The sequence below is a fragment of the Bradyrhizobium rifense genome (assembly GCF_008123425.1).
In the GTDB taxonomy this organism is placed as follows: domain Bacteria; phylum Pseudomonadota; class Alphaproteobacteria; order Rhizobiales; family Xanthobacteraceae; genus Bradyrhizobium; species Bradyrhizobium rifense.
This window is the reverse complement of the sequence record NZ_VSSS01000017.1, coordinates 66,085-84,674: the sequence shown is the minus strand read 5'-3', so window position 1 is coordinate 84,674 and position 18,590 is coordinate 66,085. Positions and strand designations below refer to the sequence as shown.

At 64.7% G+C, this 18,590-nt stretch carries 21 protein-coding genes; 10 read left to right on the top strand and 11 right to left on the bottom strand.

From position 1 onward, the window contains the following. Nucleotides 1–16 precede the first annotated feature (16 nt). Genes FXB40_RS10885 through FXB40_RS10870 form a run of 4 tightly spaced genes read left to right on the top strand, consistent with a single transcriptional unit; the run spans nt 17 to nt 3,909 of the window. Complete coding sequence (locus tag FXB40_RS10885; RefSeq protein ID WP_148772209.1) at nt 17–1,033, top strand: ABC transporter substrate-binding protein; 1,017 nt, start codon at nt 17–19, stop codon at nt 1,031–1,033. Continuing rightward, entirely contained in the window at nt 1,030–1,845 is an 816-nt protein-coding gene (locus tag FXB40_RS10880; RefSeq protein ID WP_148772208.1) for an ABC transporter permease, read from the top strand. The genes FXB40_RS10885 and FXB40_RS10880 overlap by 4 nt, the downstream gene beginning before the upstream one ends. Beyond that, nucleotides 1,842–2,600: an ABC transporter permease gene (locus FXB40_RS10875; protein WP_148772207.1), complete on the top strand. Its 759-nt coding sequence runs from the start codon at nt 1,842–1,844 to the stop codon at nt 2,598–2,600. Before FXB40_RS10880 ends, FXB40_RS10875 begins: the two co-directional genes overlap by 4 nt. A 4-nt stretch (nt 2,601–2,604) precedes the next feature. Next, complete coding sequence (locus FXB40_RS10870) at nt 2,605–3,909, top strand: LLM class flavin-dependent oxidoreductase (RefSeq protein WP_148772206.1); 1,305 nt, start codon at nt 2,605–2,607, stop codon at nt 3,907–3,909. Here FXB40_RS10870 and FXB40_RS10865 read toward each other — a convergent pair. The 11 genes from FXB40_RS10865 to dapA all read right to left on the bottom strand — a co-directional run bounded on the left by FXB40_RS10865 (nt 3,906) and on the right by dapA (nt 12,749). After that, the gene (locus tag FXB40_RS10865) at nt 3,906–4,835 is read right to left on the bottom strand and encodes a dihydrodipicolinate synthase family protein (RefSeq protein ID WP_246207517.1); all 930 of its coding nucleotides are present in this window, start codon (nt 4,833–4,835) and stop codon (nt 3,906–3,908) included. The genes FXB40_RS10870 and FXB40_RS10865 overlap by 4 nt on opposite strands. A 15-nt stretch (nt 4,836–4,850) precedes the next feature. Further along, the gene (locus FXB40_RS10860; RefSeq protein WP_148772202.1) at nt 4,851–5,651 is read right to left on the bottom strand and encodes an amino acid ABC transporter ATP-binding protein; all 801 of its coding nucleotides are present in this window, start codon (nt 5,649–5,651) and stop codon (nt 4,851–4,853) included. Continuing rightward, a complete protein-coding gene (locus FXB40_RS10855; protein WP_148772201.1) occupies nt 5,648–6,379 on the bottom strand; it encodes an amino acid ABC transporter permease in 732 nt (243 codons plus the stop codon). The genes FXB40_RS10860 and FXB40_RS10855 overlap by 4 nt, the downstream gene beginning before the upstream one ends. A 17-nt stretch (nt 6,380–6,396) precedes the next feature. Beyond that, nucleotides 6,397–7,233: an ABC transporter substrate-binding protein gene (locus FXB40_RS10850; protein WP_148772247.1), complete on the bottom strand. Its 837-nt coding sequence runs from the start codon at nt 7,231–7,233 to the stop codon at nt 6,397–6,399. Between the two features lie 122 nt (nt 7,234–7,355). Next, nucleotides 7,356–7,661, bottom strand: a complete 306-nt coding sequence (locus FXB40_RS10845) for a DUF4286 family protein (RefSeq protein ID WP_187436780.1) — start codon at nt 7,659–7,661, stop codon at nt 7,356–7,358. An 11-nt stretch (nt 7,662–7,672) separates the two neighbouring features. Continuing rightward, entirely contained in the window at nt 7,673–8,626 is a 954-nt protein-coding gene (locus tag FXB40_RS10840; protein WP_148772198.1) for a dihydrodipicolinate synthase family protein, read from the bottom strand. Beyond that, nucleotides 8,623–9,054 carry a MaoC family dehydratase gene (locus FXB40_RS10835; protein WP_148772196.1) on the bottom strand — a complete coding sequence of 144 codons (432 nt, stop codon included), beginning with the start codon at nt 9,052–9,054 and terminating at the stop codon, nt 8,623–8,625. The genes FXB40_RS10840 and FXB40_RS10835 overlap by 4 nt, the downstream gene beginning before the upstream one ends. 3 nt (nt 9,055–9,057) lie before the next feature. Beyond that, nucleotides 9,058–9,465 (bottom strand): MaoC/PaaZ C-terminal domain-containing protein, encoded by a 408-nt coding sequence (locus tag FXB40_RS10830; protein WP_148772195.1) that lies wholly within the window; start codon nt 9,463–9,465, stop codon nt 9,058–9,060. A 9-nt stretch (nt 9,466–9,474) separates the two neighbouring features. Then, entirely contained in the window at nt 9,475–10,638 is a 1,164-nt protein-coding gene (locus tag FXB40_RS10825) for an acyl-CoA dehydrogenase family protein (RefSeq protein WP_148772193.1), read from the bottom strand. Beyond that, the gene (locus tag FXB40_RS10820; protein ID WP_148772191.1) at nt 10,635–11,825 is read right to left on the bottom strand and encodes a CaiB/BaiF CoA transferase family protein; all 1,191 of its coding nucleotides are present in this window, start codon (nt 11,823–11,825) and stop codon (nt 10,635–10,637) included. The genes FXB40_RS10825 and FXB40_RS10820 overlap by 4 nt, the downstream gene beginning before the upstream one ends. A 15-nt stretch (nt 11,826–11,840) precedes the next feature. After that, complete coding sequence (gene dapA / locus FXB40_RS10815; RefSeq protein ID WP_187436787.1) at nt 11,841–12,749, bottom strand: 4-hydroxy-tetrahydrodipicolinate synthase; 909 nt, start codon at nt 12,747–12,749, stop codon at nt 11,841–11,843. 184 nt (nt 12,750–12,933) lie between these two features. Between dapA and FXB40_RS10810 the strand changes: the two genes are divergently transcribed. The 6 genes from FXB40_RS10810 to FXB40_RS10785 all read left to right on the top strand — a co-directional run bounded on the left by FXB40_RS10810 (nt 12,934) and on the right by FXB40_RS10785 (nt 18,512). Next, nucleotides 12,934–14,004: a LacI family DNA-binding transcriptional regulator gene (locus FXB40_RS10810; protein WP_148772188.1), complete on the top strand. Its 1,071-nt coding sequence runs from the start codon at nt 12,934–12,936 to the stop codon at nt 14,002–14,004. 3 nt (nt 14,005–14,007) lie between these two features. Further along, nucleotides 14,008–14,376, top strand: coding sequence for a tautomerase family protein (locus FXB40_RS10805; RefSeq protein WP_148772186.1), 369 nt, complete (start codon nt 14,008–14,010; stop codon nt 14,374–14,376). A 12-nt stretch (nt 14,377–14,388) separates the two neighbouring features. Then, complete coding sequence (locus tag FXB40_RS10800; protein WP_148772184.1) at nt 14,389–15,531, top strand: acyl-CoA dehydrogenase family protein; 1,143 nt, start codon at nt 14,389–14,391, stop codon at nt 15,529–15,531. 4 nt (nt 15,532–15,535) lie between these two features. Next, nucleotides 15,536–17,119, top strand: a complete 1,584-nt coding sequence (locus FXB40_RS10795) for an acyl CoA:acetate/3-ketoacid CoA transferase (protein WP_148772183.1) — start codon at nt 15,536–15,538, stop codon at nt 17,117–17,119. A gap of 9 nt (nt 17,120–17,128) precedes the next feature. Beyond that, nucleotides 17,129–17,611, top strand: a complete 483-nt coding sequence (locus FXB40_RS10790) for a MaoC family dehydratase (RefSeq protein WP_148772181.1) — start codon at nt 17,129–17,131, stop codon at nt 17,609–17,611. A 64-nt stretch (nt 17,612–17,675) separates the two neighbouring features. Continuing rightward, complete coding sequence (locus FXB40_RS10785; RefSeq protein ID WP_148772180.1) at nt 17,676–18,512, top strand: ABC transporter substrate-binding protein; 837 nt, start codon at nt 17,676–17,678, stop codon at nt 18,510–18,512. The last annotated feature ends 78 nt before the right edge of the window (nt 18,513–18,590 follow it).

Sequence of the window (18,590 nt, the reverse complement as noted above, 5' to 3'; positions counted from 1 at the left end):
TGCCTGGAGTATGACCATGTTGAGCCGACGCCACGCCTTCTCCGTCCTCTCCGCCATCGCACTGGCGACCGGCTCGCTCGTCGCGCCTGCGCCCGCCGCCGAGTTGCAGAAGGCCAGCCTGCGCCTGAAATGGTTGCCGCAGGCGCAGTTCGCCGGCTTCTACGTCGCGGCCGCCAAAGGCTATTACAAGGCCGAAGGCATCGACCTCACCATCAATCCGGGCGGGCCCAATCTGCTCACCGAAAACCTAGTTGCGACCGGTGCCGACACATTCGGCCTCTCCGGCGGCACCGACAGCGTGTTCGCCGCCCGTGACAAGGGACTGCCGATCGTCTGCATCGGCGTCTCGCACCAGATCACGCCGTTCATCTTCGTTACCCGCAAGGACGGGCCGGTGAAGACGATCCAGGACTTCAAGGGCAAGACCGTCACCACCTGGTTCACCGGCGCCAACCACGTGCTGAACGGCATGCTGGCCAAGGAAGGCATCAAGCCGGATGAACTGAAGATCCAGCCGCAGCAGGTTTCGGTGACGCCCTTCGTCGACGGCAACGTCGACGTGATCACGGCGACCTATTACAACGAGTTCTACACCATCCAGTCGCGCATGCCGAAGGACAGCCTGAAGACCTTCGTCGCCGAGGATTACGGCATCACCTTCCCGCGCGACACGCTGATCGTGGCCGAGGCGACCGCCAAGGAGAAGCCGGAGCTGGTCAAGGCCTTCCTGCGTGCTTCGCTGAAGGGCTGGAAGGATGCGTTCTCCGATCCGAAGGGCGCCGTCGACACCGTGATGGCCGCAGCCCCGACGCTCGACCGCGCGCAGCAGGAGTTCATGCTGACCGAGGTGAAGCGCCTGATGACAGCGGGCGCAGCCTCGAAGAACGGCATATTCTGGATCGACGCCGACGCGGTCAAGACCGCCCACGACTTCTTCCTGAAATACGGCGTGATCTCCAAGCCGCTCGACCTCGCCGCCGCGTATGACGCCAGCTTCATCCAAAGCATCCCGGCGGCGGACCGGCTGCCGTGAGCAGCCCGGCCGCGACATCGCTTGGTGACGGCCGCGCGGCTCCGCGGTCGATCACGATGCCGGATTCGCTGCGCAAGCTGATTCGGCTCCTGCTCGGCCTCGCCATCGCGGCGGTGGTCTGGGAAGGTGCGGTGCTGCTGTTCGGCATCCGCCCCTATTATCTGCCGCGCCTCAGCACGATCCTGATGGCGATGGCGGCGACGCCCCGCGCCTATGTCGACGGCTTCCTGCGCACCCTCGCCGAGACGCTGATCGGCTTCGCCTCCGGCGGCGCGTTCGGCGTGTTCATGGGCGTCGTGTTCTTCCGCGTCCGCGCGCTGCGCGAGATGATCTTTCCGATCTTCGTGGTGTCGCAGACCATTCCGGTGATCGCCTTCGGCGCGCTGGTGGTGCTGTGGTTCGGCAATACGCTGCTCGCCAAGGCGATCATCGCATTCTACCTGACGTTCTTTCCGGTGACGGTAAACACGCTGCTCGGCCTCGATACCGTCGATCCCAAGCAGGTCGCCTTGATGCGCAGTTTTGGCGCCTCCAACCACCAGCTCCTGCTGCGCCTGCAGCTTCCAACCGCGCTGCCGCAGATCTTCGTGGCGCTGCGGCTCGCAGCTTCCCTGAGCCTCGTCGGCGCCATCGTCGGCGAATGGTTCGGCGACACCACCGGGCTCGGCGTGTTGCTGCTCCAGGCCATGTTCACCGAGAACGTCGTGGCGATCTGGGGCGCTCTGCTGGCTTCGGCCCTGCTCGGCACCGGCTTCTATGCGGTGGTCGCCGCAGTCGAGCGGCGCCTCGTGTTCTGGAACGCCGAGCAATGAGCCGCGCGCTCGCTTCCCCCTCGCTCGCCGTCCAGCGCGGCATTCTTGGCGCCGTCCTCCTGATCGCGTGCTGGGAGGGCACTGCGCGCGGACTGCATCTGCCGGCCTATGTGCTCCCCGCGGTCAGCGACATCCTCGTCGGCCTCTGGGCCAAGCGCGCAATCCTCATTGACGCCGCCGGCTACACGCTGCTCGAAGCGTTCGCGGGCTATGGGCTCGGCTGCCTGATCGGCATCGGCCTAGCCGTCGCCATCGCACTGGTGCCGGCGCTGCGCAGCGCGATCCTACCGCTCGCAACCGCGATCAATTCGGTGCCCGTGGTCGGCTATTCACCGCTGATTCTGCTCTGGTTCGGCATCGGAATCAGCTCGAAGATCGTGATGGTGGCGATGGCGGTGAGCTTCACCATTCTGCTGTCCATGCTGGCCGGGCTCGACCGTGTCGACCGCCGCGCCGTCGACCTCATGCGCAGCTTCGGCGCGAGCCGGTTCGGCGTGCTGTGGCGGCTACGCCTGCCGACCGCCTTGCCGCTGCTGCTCGCCGGAATGCGCGTCTCAACGGTACGCAGCGTCATCGTGGCGATCGTCACAGAAATGCTCGGCGCGCAGGGTGGGCTCGGCTGGGTGATCTACCAGGCCGTGCTCCAGATCGACTTCGTCCAGGTCTGGTCGGCGATCTTCGTCGCCTCTGCCGCGAGCCTCGCCTTCTTCGGCCTGATCGGCTTCCTCGAGCGAAAAATCCTGTTCTGGACATAACGCCATGAAACGACGGATGCATCTCGGCCTGTTCATCCTGGGCACCGGCAGCCACGTCGCCGGCTGGCGCTATCCCGGCGCGGTCGACAGCTTCCAGAACTTCCCAGCGATCCAGGAGATCGGCCGCACCGCCGAGCGCGGCAAGTTCGACCTGATCTTCATGGGCGACAATCTCTATGCCGATGCGAGCGCGCATCCCTCCTACACGCTGCGGCTGGAGCCGCTGACCATGCTGGCGGCGCTTGCCACCTCGACCAGCCATATCGGGCTCGGCGCCACGGTGTCGACGACCTACAGCGATCCGTTCTCGGTCGCGCGCGTGTTCGCCTCGCTCGATCATATCAGCAACGGCCGCGCCGCGTGGAATGCGGTGACGACGGCCAATCCGGCAACGGCGGCAAATTTCGGCACCACGCATCCCGACCACGCCCGCCGCTACGAGATGGCCGGCGAGTTCCTCGACATCGTCAAGGGCCTGTGGGACGGATGGGCCGATGATGCCATCGTCACCGACCGTACCAGCGGCATCTACATCGATCCGGCGAAGCTGCGTCCGATTGACCATGACGGCGCATTCTTCAAGGTGAAGGGCCCGCTCAATATCGGCCGCAGCCCGCAAGGCCGCCCCGTCGTGCTCCAGGCCGGCGGCTCCGAGGCCGGACAGGCGCTTGCCGCGCGGACCGCTGACATCGTGTTCTCGGTGGTGCAGGACATCGACGAAGCCAAAGCCGGCTACACCTCGCTGAAGACGCGGCTGCCGGCGTGCGGCCGCAAGGCCGAGGATGTCACGGTGCTGCCGGGCGTCATGCCCGTCGTCGGCCGCACCGACAAGGAAGCGTTCGAGAAGCTCAACGTACTCCAGAGCTTCGTCAGCGGCAGCAACGCGCTCGCGATCCTGTCCGACCGCTTCGGGCGCGACATGTCTGCCTACGATCTCGACGGGCCGATTCCCGACATCGCGCCGTCCGACAGCTACCACAGCTTCGCCAGCGTCATGCTGGCCAAGGGCCGCCGTGAGAACATGACGTTGCGCGACCTCTACAACCTCACAGCTGCCGCCCGCGGCCATTGGGTGCTGTGCGGCTCGGCCGAGCGCATCGCCGACACGCTCCAGCTCTGGTTCGAAGAGCATGCCGCCGACGGCTTCAACGTCATGCCGCCCTATTTCCACGAAGGTTTCGAGGATTTCGTCCACCTCGTCGTGCCGATCTTGCAGGAGCGCGGGCTGTTCCGCACGGACTATGAGGGAACCACGCTGCGCGATCACCTCGGCCTCGCGCGGCCGGCCAATCCGTTCTTCGCAGCCTAGAGCGCGCCGGCGCTCCGCAGCGCCTGTTCGAGCGCCTGCAATTCGCTTGAACTCGCCGGCGGCTGCGGTGGACGTGCTGCGTCGCATGAGAGACGCCCGAGCAGTTTCAGGGAGGCCTTGAGTCGCACCGTCGCCCGGCCTCCCGGCGCATCGCGGTAGATCGCGACAGCAAGCGGATAGAGCTTCTCGTGCGCGGCCCGCGCCCGCTCCCAATCGCCGGCCTCCGCCGCGTTCCAGAGGCTGACGACAAGCTCCGGCACGACGCAGGCAAGGCTCACCTGGCTGCCGGCAGAACCGACGAGATAGCTCGTCAGCAGATGTTCGTCGCCGGAACCGAGCACGACGAACTCCGGTCGCAGCTTGTGGATCAGCCGCAGGTTCTGCTCGTAGGTCGCAACTTCCCAGCTCCCCTCCTTGATCGCGACGAAGCGGGGGTCGGCCACCAGCCGCTCCAGCAAAGGCGGGACATAGGCCATCGCGCCCGCACCGACCGGCGCGGCGTAAAGCATCAGCGGCACGGTGGTGGCATCGCGGATGTGGCGATGATGCTCGATGACGCAGTCGTCGGCGTGACCGAGCGCCCAGCTGTTGGGAGGAAACACCAGAAGCCCGTCCGCACCCGCCCGCTCCAGTGTGGCCGCTTCGCACCCGGCCTCCAGGCTCGATTCGTGATTAACGCCCGAGACGATCAGGCAATCCTTCGGAGCGTGCTCGCGCGCAAGCTCAACCACGCGCCGCTTCTCGGCCAGCGACAGCACGAAGTTTTCGCCGGCGTGGCCGTTGACCAATAACCCACTGACGCCGGCTGTGGATGCGACCGAGGCGAGGTGTGCCGCCAGCTGCGCCTCATCGACCCGAAAGTCGGGCGTCATCGGCACGATCGTCGCCGCATGAATGCCGCGCAGACGATCGCCGAATGTCCGCATCCCCGCCGACATCGGCTAGTGAATGATCTGGTCGAGGAATGTCCGCGCCCGCTCGGACTTCGGATTCTTGAAGAACTCTTCCGGCGCGGCCTGCTCGACCACCTTCCCCTCATTCATGAACACGATGCGGTCGGCGACCTCGCGGGCAAAACCCATCTCGTGGGTCACGCACAGCATGGTCATACCCTCTTCCGCGAGCTTCCTCATGGTCTCCAGCACTTCCTTGACCATCTCGGGGTCAAGCGCGGAGGTCGGCTCGTCGAACAGCATGATCTTCGGCCGCATGCACAGCGCGCGGGCGATGGCGACGCGCTGCTGCTGGCCACCCGAGAGCTGCCCGGGAAATTTCTCGGCCTGATCCGGAATCCGGACTTTTGTCAAGAAATGCATCGCGAGGTCCTTGGCCTCAGCCTCGCTCATGCCGTTCGCTGTCATCGGCGCCAGGGTGCAGTTCTCCAGCACCGTCATGTGCGGAAACAGATTAAAGCTCTGGAACACCATGCCGGTGTCGCGCCTGACCGCGTCGATATTCTTGCGCTGATGATCAAGCTCGATGCCGTTGACGTAGATCAGGCCCTCGTCGTGCTTCTCGATGTGATTGATGCAGCGAATGAGCGTCGACTTGCCCGAGCCGGAGGGGCCGCAGACCACGATCTTCTCACCCTTCGCGACCTTGAGATCGACCTCGTTCAACGCGGTGAAATCGCCATAGTGCTTGTAGACGGCCTCCATGCGAACCGCGGGCACCTCGCGCAATTGCGGCTGTGCCATTGCGCCTGCAACACCGCTGGCCGTATTCATCGGCATCTCGCTCATGCGCGGGCCTCCGCGCTTGTCTGCGCAACCGGCGCCCTCGCCGCGACCCGCCTGGATTTCGCAGCGCTCGACCGACCAAAATGCTTCTCCAGCCGGCGCTGGACCGCATCCCAGACCGAAGTGAGGATCAAATAATACGCCGTTGCCGCCGCATAGACTTCGAGGATCTGGAAATGCTCCTGCATCAGCATGTCGCTGCGGCGCATGAGCTCCTCCACCGAGATCACCGAGGCGAGCGAGGTCGCCTTCAGGAGCGAATTGATGGAGTTCCCGAGCGGCGGGATCATCAGCCGGAACGCCTGCGGCAGAGTCACGCGGCGGAACGTCACCCAGGGCGAGAGGCTGAGCGCCCAGGCGGCTTCGCGCTGCCCTGCCGAAACGGCCATGAAACCGCTGCGCACGATCTCGGCGAGATAGGCCGCTTCGTTGAGGATCAGGCCAACAAGCGCACAGGTGATCACGCTGAACTTGATCCCCAGCTGCGGCAAGCCGCTGTAGATCACCACAAGCTGGATCAGCAGCGGCGTGCCGCGGAAGAACCAGATATAGAAGCGCGAGAAGCCTGACAGCACCGGATTGGACGACATGCGCATCAGCGCGATGCCCATGCCGAGAATCAATCCGCCGATGACCGCCGCCACCGTCAAGCCGATGGTGACGAGCACACCCTTCATCAGGAAGTAGTTGAAGAAGTAGTTGACGGCGGCCGTCGGACTGAAATGGCTCATCAGCTCGTCTCCGTATCTCAGGCCGGACCGGGGCCGGCGATCGCAAGCGGTTGATCGGCCGGCATGGCGGTCAGGCCGAACTTGTCGAACAGCGCCTGATAGAAGCCATCGGCACGCATCGCGTTCAGCGCCTTGACGACGGCATCAACCACCGCCTTGTTGCGGAAACCGAGCGTGGTGCGCGCCGTGCCGAGTCCGCTCAACACTTCCTTGACGCGGCCGCGACCGGTGAGATCGCGCGCTACGCTGTCGACCAGCAACGCGTTGTCCACCTGCCCCGCGAGCAGCGCGCTGACAACGTTGGTCGCCGTCGGGAACGTGCGCATCTCGACGGCCGCACCACCCTTCGCCACACTCGTATCGCTGAGTTTCTTGAGCCAGTTCATCTGGTAGGTGCTGACCTCGACGGCGGATGTTTTTCCGATCAGGTCATTTTCGGTAGCAATTTTTATGCCGCTGTCGGGCGCAACCACGACCGAAATGGCCTGGATGGCGTAAGGCACCATGTACATCAGCTTCGAGCGTTCCTCGGTCCAGAACATGCCGGTGTCGATGCCGTCGATGCGGCCCGCGTTCATGGCCGGGATCATCGCCGGAAAATCCATCCGGACGAGTTCGACCGGAAGGCACAACCGCTTGCCGAGCTCGGCAGCGAGTTCCACGTTGAGGCCCTGCAACTGACCGTCCTTGTCGACGAATTGCTGCGGCGGATTGGTCGGGTTGATCGAGAGCTGTAATTTTCCGGGCGCGATCAGATCGCTGTCGGCAATCGCGGGCGTGCATGCGGCATGCGCTGATGCAGATGCCAGAGCGAATGCGGCGGTCGCACCCAAGCGAAGCAGTGTCGAGACCATGTAATACCTCCAATAAGACGCCAATGACCGATGCAGTCCCTCGCCCGGGGTTCCCCTCGATGTTTCTTGGATGCGGCTGGCCAGATCTCGCGACACGGCAGGCAGCATCGTCATCAATTCACTCAAGTCGATCCCGACAACGGCTTGAGCTGGATGCGCATGAAGTTCTTCACCAGCGATTCGAACGGACCGAATCCCTTCACCTTCAGGAACTCCGGCGTCTCGAACGCCCACCGTCCCGCGACCTCGTACATTGCCGCGTATTTCGGGCCGTCGCCGACCGAGACGAAGCGCTTTGCCGAGAGCCAGCCGGGACAGGCGAGCAAATCGGGAAAGTGCCTCTGCTCGTACCAGGCGTTGAACGCGGCTTCATGCTCGGGATCGATGTCGACCCGCACGATGTGGATGAAGGCGGCCTCGTCCGGCATGGGCCCGTTCCTCACGCCACGCGAATGTCGCCGGCCGCGCGCGCTGCGGCGACCGTCGTTGCGATGGCGTCGCAGAGCGCCGGAAGCACCGGCAGCAGCGGCTGTCGCGGATCGGCGTTGCCGATCAGGCCGATCGCCTTGAGCCCCACTTTCATGCGCGTGTGCATGTCCATGATCGGCGCCGGCCCGTAGATCGAGCGCACGATTGGATAGAGCCGTTCGTTGACAGCGCGCATCGCCTTGAGATCGTCGGCAAGAGCGGCCTGCCAAAGCTCTGCGAATAGATGCGGCGCGAGGCTGACGAGGCCCGAAAGAATGCCGTCGCCACCGACGGCTAGCTGCGGCAGGAACCAGTTGAAGTTCGACGGCAGGATCGCGACCGAGGGATCGGCCCGCTTCACCGCACGGCGGTTCTCGTCATAGGCCAGCATGGTATCGCTGCCTTCCTTGATGGCGATGACGCTATCGAGGGCTGCGATTTTCGCGAGCGTCTCCGGCGAGTAGCCGAAGCCGGACGCGAGCGGATATTGGAAGATCGATACGGGAATGCCGATGGCGGAGCTGACCGCCTGCACGAAGGCCAGCGGCGCGCGCGAGGTCGCCGATGCACCGCCGCCGAGCGGCCCGGGTGGAAACAACACCGCGCAATCGGCGCCGGCACCTTCCGCAAGCTGCGCCTGATGGATCGCCTCCGCCGTGGAATGCGCGATGATGCCTGAAAGCAGCGGCTTGCCGCCGATTTGTCGGCGCGTCCGCTCGATCACGGCCTGACGTTCGTCATCCGAGAGCGAGCCGCCCTCGCCGGCGTGACCGTTGACGAACACTGCCGCGATCCCGTCCGGACAGGCGCAATAATCGAGCACGCGGGCATAACCGTCCCAATCGATCGAGCTGTCATCCCTGAAGGGCAGCACAGTCGCCACCGTGACGCCGCGCAAGTCAGGTTTCTTCATCGGCTTGCTCATGACGGTTTCCGCCGCGGGAATTTCAGGCTCGCGCGCGCCTTCAGCACTTCGACGCCGCCCTCGTTGCGGGCGCTGGCCTCCCAGATGATGGTGCGGGTCTCGTCGTGCTGCTCAGCGACCCAGACGTCGAAGGTGAGCGTGTCGCCGTAGAACACCGGGCCGGTGAACCAGAAGCGGTCTTCCACCGAGACGCCGATGGTGCCGACCAGCTCGCTGGTGAGAATGCTGGTGCAGAGACCTGCGACCATGATGCCCGGCGCCAGCCTGCGGCCGAAGCGCGTCGCGCCGGCATAGACCTCGTCGACATGAACGGGGCCGAAATCGCCGGTCGCCGCAATGTAGAGCGCGCCATCCGCCTCGGTGATGGTCTTGCTGAGGCTGACCCTGTCGTTGACCTTCAGCTCGTCGAAGGACTTTGGCTCGTACATGGCTCAGCCCTTCGCGAAGGGAACGAGCGTCGCGGTACCGTCCACCACGGTCGCGCCAGACGGCGACAGCGTGCAGGTAATGCGGCAGACAGCCTCGTCGCCGGCAACAGAGACAATCTCGGCCTTGGCCTCGACCGAGTCGCCGACGATCACCGGCGCGGCGAAGTTAAGCGCGATGCTGCCGATCCGCCGCGTTGGTCCGCCGAGCTGGCTCAGGCACGTGGTGGCGAGGCCGCCGACGGCGAGCTCGAAGGCGACCATGTTGGACGCGCCCGCCTTCTTGGCGCGCACGGCATCGACGTAGAGACCGCCGAGATTGCCGCTGATGCCGGTGAACATCGCCTGCTCGGCGACCGTCATGGTCTTGCGGAAGGCGAAGGCCGCGCCGGGCTTGAGAGGTGTGTGGGACATGAAGCGTTCCTAGAGCTGCAAGCCGTTCTTGATGGTGCTGCGCGCAACCAGCATGCGGTGGATCTCGGAAGTACCGTCATAGATGCGGGTGACACGGGCATCGCGATACATGCGTTCCAGCGGCAGGTCCTTGCTGAAGCCCATGCCGCCGAACACCTGGATGGCGCGGTCGACGACACGGCCCTGCATCTCGGACGCTGCGACCTTGATCATCGAGACCTTGTCGCGTGCATCCCGCCCCTGATCGATGTCCCAGGCGGCGTTCATCACCATCATCTTGACGCCAAAGATCTCGGTGGCGGAATCGGCGATCAGCTTCTGCACCATCTGGAAGTCGCCGATGAGCTGGCCGAACTGGCGCCGCTCGCCGGCATGCTTGCGCATCATCTCGAGCGCGCGCTGCGCCATGCCGACGGCGCGGGCGCCGATATGGGCAAGGCGGATCTGGAGCACGCTCTGCATGATCAGCTTGAAGCCGCCGCCGACCTCGCCGAGCACGGCCGCCTTGGGAATGCGGCAGTCCTCAAAACTCAGCTCGGCATGGCCATAGCCGCGATGGCCCATCATCGGCTGGGTGCGCGCGACCTTGAAGCCGGGTGTGCCGCGATCGACCAGGAACAGCGTGATGCCGCCCCGCGCCCGCTTGTCCTTGTCAGTGAGCGCCATGAGGATCACGTAGTCGGCGATGTCGCCGTCGCTGATGAAATGCTTGGTGCCGTTCAGCACCCATTCCTCGCCGTCGAGATGCGCAGTGGTGCTGATCGAGGCGGCGTCGGAGCCGGCGCCCGGCTCGGTGATCGCCATGGCGCAGATCTTGTCGCCCTTCACGGTCGGCCGCAGATAGCGCTCGACCTGGTCGCCCTTGCAGGCCATCAGCATCGGATAGACTTGGCCGAACACACGGCGGATCAGCGCGTCCGAGGTCTTGCCGAACTCTTCCTCGACGAGGCAATGCTCGACGCAGGACAACCCGCCGCCGCCGACATCCGCGGGCATGTTCATCGCGTAGAGGCCGAGTTTTTGCGCCTTGGCCTTGGTAACGGCCAGCACGTCGGCCGGCACCGTGGCCGTCTGCTCCACGACGTCTTCGAGCGGCTGCACCTCGGTTTCAACGAAACGGCGGACGGTGTCGACCAGAAGGCGGGTATCGTCAGGCAGCGAAAAATCGATCATCGCGCCACTCCGACGGCCTTGCCGGCGATCATCGCCTCGATCTCAGCGGCACCATAGCCGATCTCGCCGAGCACCTCCCGGGTCTGAGCACCGAGCCGCTGCGGCACCAGCCGCACCTCAGGCGTCTGGCCATCATAGCGCGCGGGATGGGCGACCATCCGGATCGGTACCCCGCCTGCACTCTCGGCCGTCTTGAACACGCCGAGATGGTTGAGCTGGGGATCGGATACGAGATCCCGATAATCCTGCACCGGCGCGTGCCAGATTTTCGCGGCTTCGAGCGAGGGCAACCAATCCGCCGTTGATTTCTGCTTCAGCCTGATAACAACGATCCGCGTGATCTCCTCACGCTTGGAAAAGCTGTCAGCCTCGCCGAACTGCTCCAACTCCGCACTGTCGAGCGCGACCGCCAGCGCCTTGGGCGCAGCCATGGAGATCGCCATATGACCGTCCGCCGTGGCGTGAACGCCGTAAGGCCCGGGGCTGAACCAGGCGGCAATACCGGCAGGCCCGCGCGGCGTCGGCGATGGCGCGCCGTTCAGCCATGCCGTCAACGGCTCGACCTGAAGATCGATCGCGGCCTGATAGAGGTTCACCTCGACGAGCCGGCCCTTCCCGGTCTTGGTCCGGGCGAACAACGCAGCGAGAATGCTCATGGCATAGAGCGAAGCGGCATGCTGATCGACGATAACGGCGCCGACCGCCGTCGGTTCGCCATCGGCACGTCCAGTTCGCATCGCAAGGCCGGACATCGCCTGGAGCAGGAGATCCTGACCGGGACGGTCCTTGTACGGTCCTTCCGATCCGAAGCCGGTCGCAACCGCATAGATCAGGCCGGGATTGATCGCCTTCAGCGTGTCGTAGCCGAGGCCGAGCTTGGCCATGGTGCCCGGCCGAAAATTCTCCATCACGACATCGGACGCCGCCACCAGCTTCTTCACGGCGGCGATACCGTCGGGATGCTTGAGGTCAACCGCGATGCTGCGCTTGTTGCGGCCGGTCGCCAGATGATTGACGCTGTCGCCGGCGACGAAATGATTGGCGACCGCCCAGTTGCGCTGAAACGCACCTTCGATCGGTTCGACCGCGATGACGTCGGCACCGAGATCGGCGAGCGTCTGTGCCGCCAGCGGGCCCGCGAGGTAATGATTGAAGCTGAGGATCTTGACGCCGTCGAGCAGGTTCATCCGTTCACACCCAATTCAAGCAGCCGCAATTGGCGCGTCGCGCCACGCCAGATCGAACGTCTTAACCAGCGCGCGCGCGGCCGCGTCCTGCGCAGCCGGCAGCGGCAGCCGCGGCGGACGGGGGTTGCCGACCGCAAAGCCCATATGGCCGAGCAGCGCCTTGCTGCCGGCGACATAGGCCTGGCCTCCGACGAATTCGATCACCGGCAGATATTTCAGATAGAGCTCGCGCGCCTCTTTGATCTTCCCCTCGTCGGCAACGAGGCTGAAGATGCGTGCCATCTGCGCCGGCACCACATTGGAGGCGACCGCCACCCAGCCCTGCGCGCCCTCGACAAAGGATTCGAAGCCGAGAATGCCGCCGAACACCGTCATTCTGTCGCCGCAGAGGCGGATGATGTCGCGCACGCGCGTCACCTCCAGCGTCGACTCCTTGATATAGAGGCAGTTATCGATCCCGGCGATGCGCGCCACCAACGGCGGCTTGAGATCGACATTGGCGGTGGCTGGATTGTTGTAGACCATGATCGGCAACGAGATCGCGTCGGCCACCGTCTTGTAGTGATGCACGAGTTCATCGTCGGTCGGGGTCGAATAGAACGGGGGAATGATCATGACGCCGTCCGCGCCCAGTTTTTCGGCACGGCGGCTGAGACGCACGACCTCGCGCGTATCCTCCGCGCCGGTTCCGATCAACACGGGCACCCGTCCCGCGGCCTGAGTGATGACGACCTCCGCCACCAGCGCCTTCTCGTCATCATCAAGCGACAGGAACTCGCCGGTCGAACCGAGCGGGATCAACCCGTGAATACCTTCGGCGATCTGCCAATCGACGAAGGCGCGCAACGCCGCAACATCGACATCGCCAGCTGGCGTGAACGGGGTGATCATGACGGTGTAGGTGCCGCGAAACATCTTCATCAGGGAACTGCCGGGTAATCGGTTGAATCCAGGAAATGGCGATGCTCTGCGGAATATCCGCAGTATTCCTGCAAACGATTGCGCAACTGGCTCTGCATTGAGCACCATCATCCATTTTTTGGGCTTGATCCATGTAGAATTGGCCCATAACGTCTCTGCAATCGTTTGCAGTCTATCGGCAGGTTGGATGAGCGTCACGCTCAAAGATGTGGCACAGGCGGCCCGCGTTTCGGTCAGCACTGCTTCCCGGGCGCTCACCGGGACGGGCCTGACCAGTGAGCGCACGCAACAGCGCCTGACGCGCATCGCGCGCGAGCTTGGCTACCGACCGAACCCGATCGCGCGCGGCCTGAAGACTGGACAGTCGCGCCTCGTCGCGCTTCTCGTCCACAATCTCACCAACGCCTCGTTCCAGGTGATGGCCGAGGTGATACAGGCACGCCTGAAAGCACTCGGCTATCAGATGCTTCTGTGCATCGGCGGCGACGATCCAGAGCAGGAGAGCGACACGCTCACGACACTGGTCGATCACCGTATCGACGGGTTGATCGTTGTGCCGACAGGCAAGAACGGTGCCCAACTAAAGGCGCTGTCGAAGGAAGTTCCGATCGTCTGCCTGGTGCGGCGCGATGACGCTACCGATCTCGAGACCGTGCTCGCCGACGATCCGCAAGGCGCCTATCTCGGCACGCGGCATCTGATCGAACTCGGACACAAGCGCATCGGCCTGATCGTCGGCCGCCAGGATACCACGTCCGGCCGCGAACGCTTGTCCGGCTATGTCCGCGCGCTGCGTGAGGCCGGCATCGCCATGGACGGCACACTGGTTCATGCCGGCCATTTCGTCCCCGAGACCGGCGCGACCTGCGCTCGCAAGCTGCTGGACCTCCTCCGCCCGCCCAGCGCGATCTTCGTCGCCAACCACGAGGCGACGCTCGGCGTGCTGCGCGTGACCGCGGAGCGGAACATCGCCATCCCCGACGATCTCTCGCTGCTTTGCTACGAGGACATGCCCTGGTTCGAATGGCATCGCCCTGCGATCAGCATCGTCGACAACGGCGCGCGCGATCTCGCCAATCTCGCCGTCGACCGGCTGCTGCATCGCATGGACGCCAAAGGCAACGGCAATGACGGCGTCCGCGAATATCGCGTCGGTGCGCGTCTCATAAAGCGCGACTCCTGCCGTCCGATCGAATCCGCAAGCAAGCCCAAGTCTTCCAAATCCAAATCATCTGCGGCCAAATCCGCGAAGGTCTGATCGATGCCCTATGTCGAAGTGCTCGCCCCACAAGTCCCGAACCAGCGCAAGGCTGCGCTGGCGAGGTCGGTGACTGACGGCCTGATGTCGGCGTTCGGCGTCACCGCCGATACCGTCACGCTCTATTTCCTGCCGATTGCACCTGACGACTACGCCCATGCCGGCACGTTCGGCGCTCAGGCCACTGGCCAGCGCATCCTGCTCAAGGTGCACGCGTTCCGCCGCAGCGAGGCCGAGCGCCGCGCCGCCGCCATCGCACTGACACGGGGCGTGTGCAGCGCTTATGGCGTGCCCGGTGATGACGTCGCGGTCTATTTCCTCGACCGCGACCGCAGCGAGGTCTCCCACGATTCCAAGCTCGCCAGCGACTGACGGGAGCACGCCATGGACCGCTTTTACACAGAGGATCAGAAGGCTCTCCGCGATACCGCCCGCCGCTTCGCGGAGGCCGAGATCCTGCCGCGCGCGGCCGCAATCGACCGCGAGGACCGCTTTAATCGTTCGCTCTACAAGGGCATGGCCGATCTCGGCCTGTTCGGCATCTGCCTGCGCGAAGGCGCCGGCGGCGCCGGGCTCGATGCGGTCGCGGCCTGCATCGCAATGGAAGAACTGGCGCGCTGCTCCGGCCCGGTCGCCAATGCCTTCGCGATTCCCGTCGAAGCCGTGCTGTTCTTCGACCATCACGGCACCGAGGCGCACAAGGCGCTGATCCCGCAGATCCTGAGCGGCGACATCATTCCCGCTACTGCCGTCTCCGAGCCCGACCACGGCTCCGACGTCGCGGGCATCCGGACCAACGCGGTGCGCGAAGGCAACGGCTGGCGGCTCAACGGCACCAAGGCCTGGGTGACGCTCGGCGGCGTCGCCGATCGCATCATGGTGTTCGCGCGCACCGGCGCGGATGCGGGCCATCGCGCCATCTCCTGTCTCCTCGTCGACGGCGCCCTACCCGGCATCGCCCGCGGCAAAAACGAAGAGCTGCTCGGCATGCACGGCCTCGACGACTGCCAGATCACCTTCTCCGACGTGCAGCTGCCGGCCGACAGCGTGATGGGACCGGAGAACCAGGCCTTCAAGATGGCCATGAGCAATTTCAACTTCAGCCGGCTGATGATGGCCTCGATGGCGCTCGGCATGGCGCAGGCGGCGTTCGAGGACGCCACCGCCTATGCAAAAGACCGCAAGCAGTTCGGCCAGGCCATCATCGGCTTCCAGGCCGTGCAGTTCATGCTCGCGGACATGTCGACCGACATCGCCGCCGCGCGCCTGCTGATCCATCACGCTGCCCGTCTTCACGATGCCGGCGAGCCGATCGCCAAGGAGGCGGCGCAGGCAAAGCTGTTCACGACCGACATGGCGATGAAGCACGTCTCCAACGCGCTCCAGATCCACGGCGGCAACGGCTATTCGCGCGAATACCGGATCGAGCGTCTTTTCCGCGACGTGCGCCTCGCCCAGATCTACGAGGGCACCAACCAGATCCAGCGGCTGATCATCGCCCGTCAGGTCGAGAAGGAGGCCGCGTGAGGGCATGCTGAGCATCATCACGGCGAAAGAGGCTGCCGGCCTAATCCGCGATACCGACACGCTGATCGTCGGCGGCAATGGCGGCACTGGCGCAGCCGAAGCGATTCTCGACGCGCTGGAGCAGCGCTTCATCAGTGGTCAGGGCCCGCACAATCTGACGCTGATCAACATCACTGGCGTCGGCGCCGTGACCGAGAAGGGCCTGTGCCATCTCGCGCACGAAGGCTTGATCGCGCGCGTGATCGGCGGCAATTTTGGTCTCCAGGTGCCGTTCATGCGCCTGGTCCGCGACGAGCTGATCGACGCCTATAATTTTCCGCAGGGCGTGATGAGCCAGCTCTGCCGCGCGATGGCGGCGAAACATCCGGGCGTACTCACCCATGTCGGCCTCAACACCTATATGGATCCGCGCCAGGACGGCGGCCGCATGAACGCGCGCACCACGGCGCCTCTGGTCGACCTGCTCGAGCTGCACGGCCAATCGTGGCTGCTCTATCGGGTGCCCACCCCGCCTGATGTCGCCATCATCCGCGGCACCTCGGCGGACGAAGACGGCTATATCAGCATGGAGCACGAGGGCACGACGCGCGAGGATCTCTCGATCGCGCAGGCCGTCCACAATGCCGGCGGCACCGTGATCTGCCAGGTCAAGCGCATCGTAAAACGCGGCTCGATCCATCCGCAGATGGTCAAGATCCCCGGCTTCCTGATCGATCACGTCGTGCTCGAACCCGACCAGATGCAGACCTACGGCACCGTCTACGACCCGGCACGCTGCGGCGAGACGCGGGTGCCGGTGGCGCTGATCGCGCCCGATCCGCTCACAGAGCGCCGGGTGATCGCCCGCCGCGCCGCCTTCGAGCTGCGCCCGCGCGACGTCGTCAATCTCGGCGTCGGCATTTCCGCGATGATCCCGAATGTCGCGGCCGAGGAAGGCATCTCGGACCTGATCACGCTGACGGTGGAGTCGGGCGTTGTCGGCGGCGTGCCCGGCCATGCGCGCGAATTCGGCACCGCGATCAATCCGCGCGTCATTCTCGACCAGTCCTATCAGTTCGACTTCTATGACGGCGGCGGGCTATCCTGCGCCTTCCTCTCCTTCGCGGAGGTGGACGAGACCGGCAACGTCAACGTCACCCGCTTCGGCGACCGCCGCGACGGCTCCGGCGGCTTCATCGACATCACACAAAATGCTAGGCGGCTGATCTTCAGTGGCACCATGACCGGCGGTAAGTTCGACATCGGCGTCGAGAACTGCCGCCTCGCGATCCGGCGCGATGGCGCTTTCCGCAAATTCGTGCCCCAGGTCGGCCAGATCAGCTTCAGCGCCTCTCTCGCCGCGCAGCGCGGCCAGCACGTCAGCTACGTCACAGAACGCGCCGTGTTCGAGCTGGAGAACGGCCACTTGACCTTGACCGAGATCGCGCCGGGTGTGCGCCTCGAGGAGGACATCCTCGCGAACATGGGCTTCAAGCCACGCATCAGCCCGCAACTCAGGGATATGGACCCACGCATCTTCCGGTCCGGACCGATGGGGATCGCGCAAGGTTTCAAGGCGCTGCCGGCGCGGCCGCGCAAGATTGCCTGACGGATCGGCATGGACACGAGCGCTCCCATCAATCTCCGTTACGAGGACATCGCGCTGGGCGCGGAGTTCGAGACTGCCGTTCACACCGTGACCGAGGCCGATATCGCGACCTTCGCCGACGTCACGCGCGATCATCATCCGCTTCATATCGACGGAAGCTACGCGCGCTCGCGCGGCTTTCCCGCGGTGATCGGCCACGGGCTGTTCGGCCTGTCGCTGATGGAGGGATTGAAGTCCGAGCTGAAGCTGTATGAGGAGACCTCGGTCGCCTCGCTCGGCTGGGACCAGGTGAAGTTCAAAGGGCCCATCGTCGCCGGCGACACCTTGCGCGTCCGCTTCCGCTTCGTCGAGAAGCGGCCCACCAAAAATCCAGAGCGCGGCATCGTCGTCGAGACACTCGACCTGCTCAACCAGCGCGACGAGGTCGTGACGGCGGCCCGTCACATCTCGCTGATCCTAACCCGGCAAGTCGATGCGACGGCAGCCACGTGACCATGAACAGGACATCGGACCGGAGACGGCTCAACTGCCACCACGATTTGACAGGAGTACTTTGATGCGATTTCCCAAAACCTTCTCCGCCTTCGTCCTGCTGGTCGGCCTCTCCCACGCAGCCAGCGCCCAGACCTGTACGCCAAAGGTGCCCGCGTCGAGCCTGATCGAGGCGCCGAAATGGCAGATGTCGATCAATCCGACGCTGCCGCCGCAGCAATTCGTCGACGACAAGGGCGAGTTACAGGGCCTCAATGTCGAGCTCGCCACGGAAATCGCCAAGCGCCTCTGCATCGAGGCTGTCTTCCTGCGCATGGACTTCCCGCCGATGATCCCGGCGCTACGCTCGGGCCGCTTCGATGCCATCAACACCGGCCTGTTCTGGACCGAGGAGCGCTCGAAGATGCTCTACCTCGTGCCTTACGCGCAGCAGGCAATCAGCATCTACACCGATCCCTCCTCCAGTCTGAAGCTGGAAAAATTCGAGGATCTCGCCGGCCGCGTGGTGGGCGTGGAATCTGCGACCTACACCGAGCGCAAGGCGCGCGAGTTCAGCGCCGCGATGGAGGCCAGGGGTCTGAAGCCGATCGAGCTGCGCACTTTCACCACGGTGACCGCGACCTCGGCAGCGCTGCGCGCCGGCCAGCTCGAAGCCGCGCTCAACATCAACGAGACCGCGAACTCGCTGGAGCAGAAGGGCATCGCAAAGATCTGGGTCCGCGACATCGCCGGCACCGACATCACCTTTGCCTTTCGTGACAAGCTGCTGGCGCAAGCTTTCGCCGACGCCCTCACCGCGGCCCGCGCCGACGGCACCTATGACAAGCTGTTCGACAAGTTCGGCATGACCAAGCTGAAGACGACGACGTTCGCGATCAGGGGGGATGGGCCGACGAATTGACGAGCTTGCGTTACCTCATGGTCGCGGGGAACGCTACCAACCCGCACCGCAGGCGGCCTCGATGCAACAAGCGCTGGC

Coding starts and splice junctions, on each gene's coding strand:
- FXB40_RS10840 (WP_148772198.1), bottom strand. CDS start 8,626: ATGAGCAAGCCGATGAAGAAACCTGACTTGCGCGGCGTCACGGTGGCG.
- FXB40_RS10795 (WP_148772183.1), top strand. CDS start 15,536: ATGCTGAGCATCATCACGGCGAAAGAGGCTGCCGGCCTAATCCGCGAT.
- FXB40_RS10790 (WP_148772181.1), top strand. CDS start 17,129: ATGGACACGAGCGCTCCCATCAATCTCCGTTACGAGGACATCGCGCTG.
- FXB40_RS10835 (WP_148772196.1), bottom strand. CDS start 9,054: ATGTACGAGCCAAAGTCCTTCGACGAGCTGAAGGTCAACGACAGGGTC.
- FXB40_RS10885 (WP_148772209.1), top strand. CDS start 17: ATGTTGAGCCGACGCCACGCCTTCTCCGTCCTCTCCGCCATCGCACTG.
- FXB40_RS10805 (WP_148772186.1), top strand. CDS start 14,008: ATGCCCTATGTCGAAGTGCTCGCCCCACAAGTCCCGAACCAGCGCAAG.
- FXB40_RS10785 (WP_148772180.1), top strand. CDS start 17,676: ATGCGATTTCCCAAAACCTTCTCCGCCTTCGTCCTGCTGGTCGGCCTC.
- FXB40_RS10865 (WP_246207517.1), bottom strand. CDS start 4,835: ATGCGGACATTCGGCGATCGTCTGCGCGGCATTCATGCGGCGACGATC.
- FXB40_RS10870 (WP_148772206.1), top strand. CDS start 2,605: ATGAAACGACGGATGCATCTCGGCCTGTTCATCCTGGGCACCGGCAGC.
- FXB40_RS10850 (WP_148772247.1), bottom strand. CDS start 7,233: ATGGTCTCGACACTGCTTCGCTTGGGTGCGACCGCCGCATTCGCTCTG.
- FXB40_RS10830 (WP_148772195.1), bottom strand. CDS start 9,465: ATGTCCCACACACCTCTCAAGCCCGGCGCGGCCTTCGCCTTCCGCAAG.
- FXB40_RS10810 (WP_148772188.1), top strand. CDS start 12,934: ATGAGCGTCACGCTCAAAGATGTGGCACAGGCGGCCCGCGTTTCGGTC.
- FXB40_RS10875 (WP_148772207.1), top strand. CDS start 1,842: ATGAGCCGCGCGCTCGCTTCCCCCTCGCTCGCCGTCCAGCGCGGCATT.
- FXB40_RS10820 (WP_148772191.1), bottom strand. CDS start 11,825: ATGAACCTGCTCGACGGCGTCAAGATCCTCAGCTTCAATCATTACCTC.
- FXB40_RS10825 (WP_148772193.1), bottom strand. CDS start 10,638: ATGATCGATTTTTCGCTGCCTGACGATACCCGCCTTCTGGTCGACACC.
- FXB40_RS10845 (WP_187436780.1), bottom strand. CDS start 7,661: ATGCCGGACGAGGCCGCCTTCATCCACATCGTGCGGGTCGACATCGAT.
- FXB40_RS10855 (WP_148772201.1), bottom strand. CDS start 6,379: ATGAGCCATTTCAGTCCGACGGCCGCCGTCAACTACTTCTTCAACTAC.
- FXB40_RS10860 (WP_148772202.1), bottom strand. CDS start 5,651: ATGAGCGAGATGCCGATGAATACGGCCAGCGGTGTTGCAGGCGCAATG.
- FXB40_RS10800 (WP_148772184.1), top strand. CDS start 14,389: ATGGACCGCTTTTACACAGAGGATCAGAAGGCTCTCCGCGATACCGCC.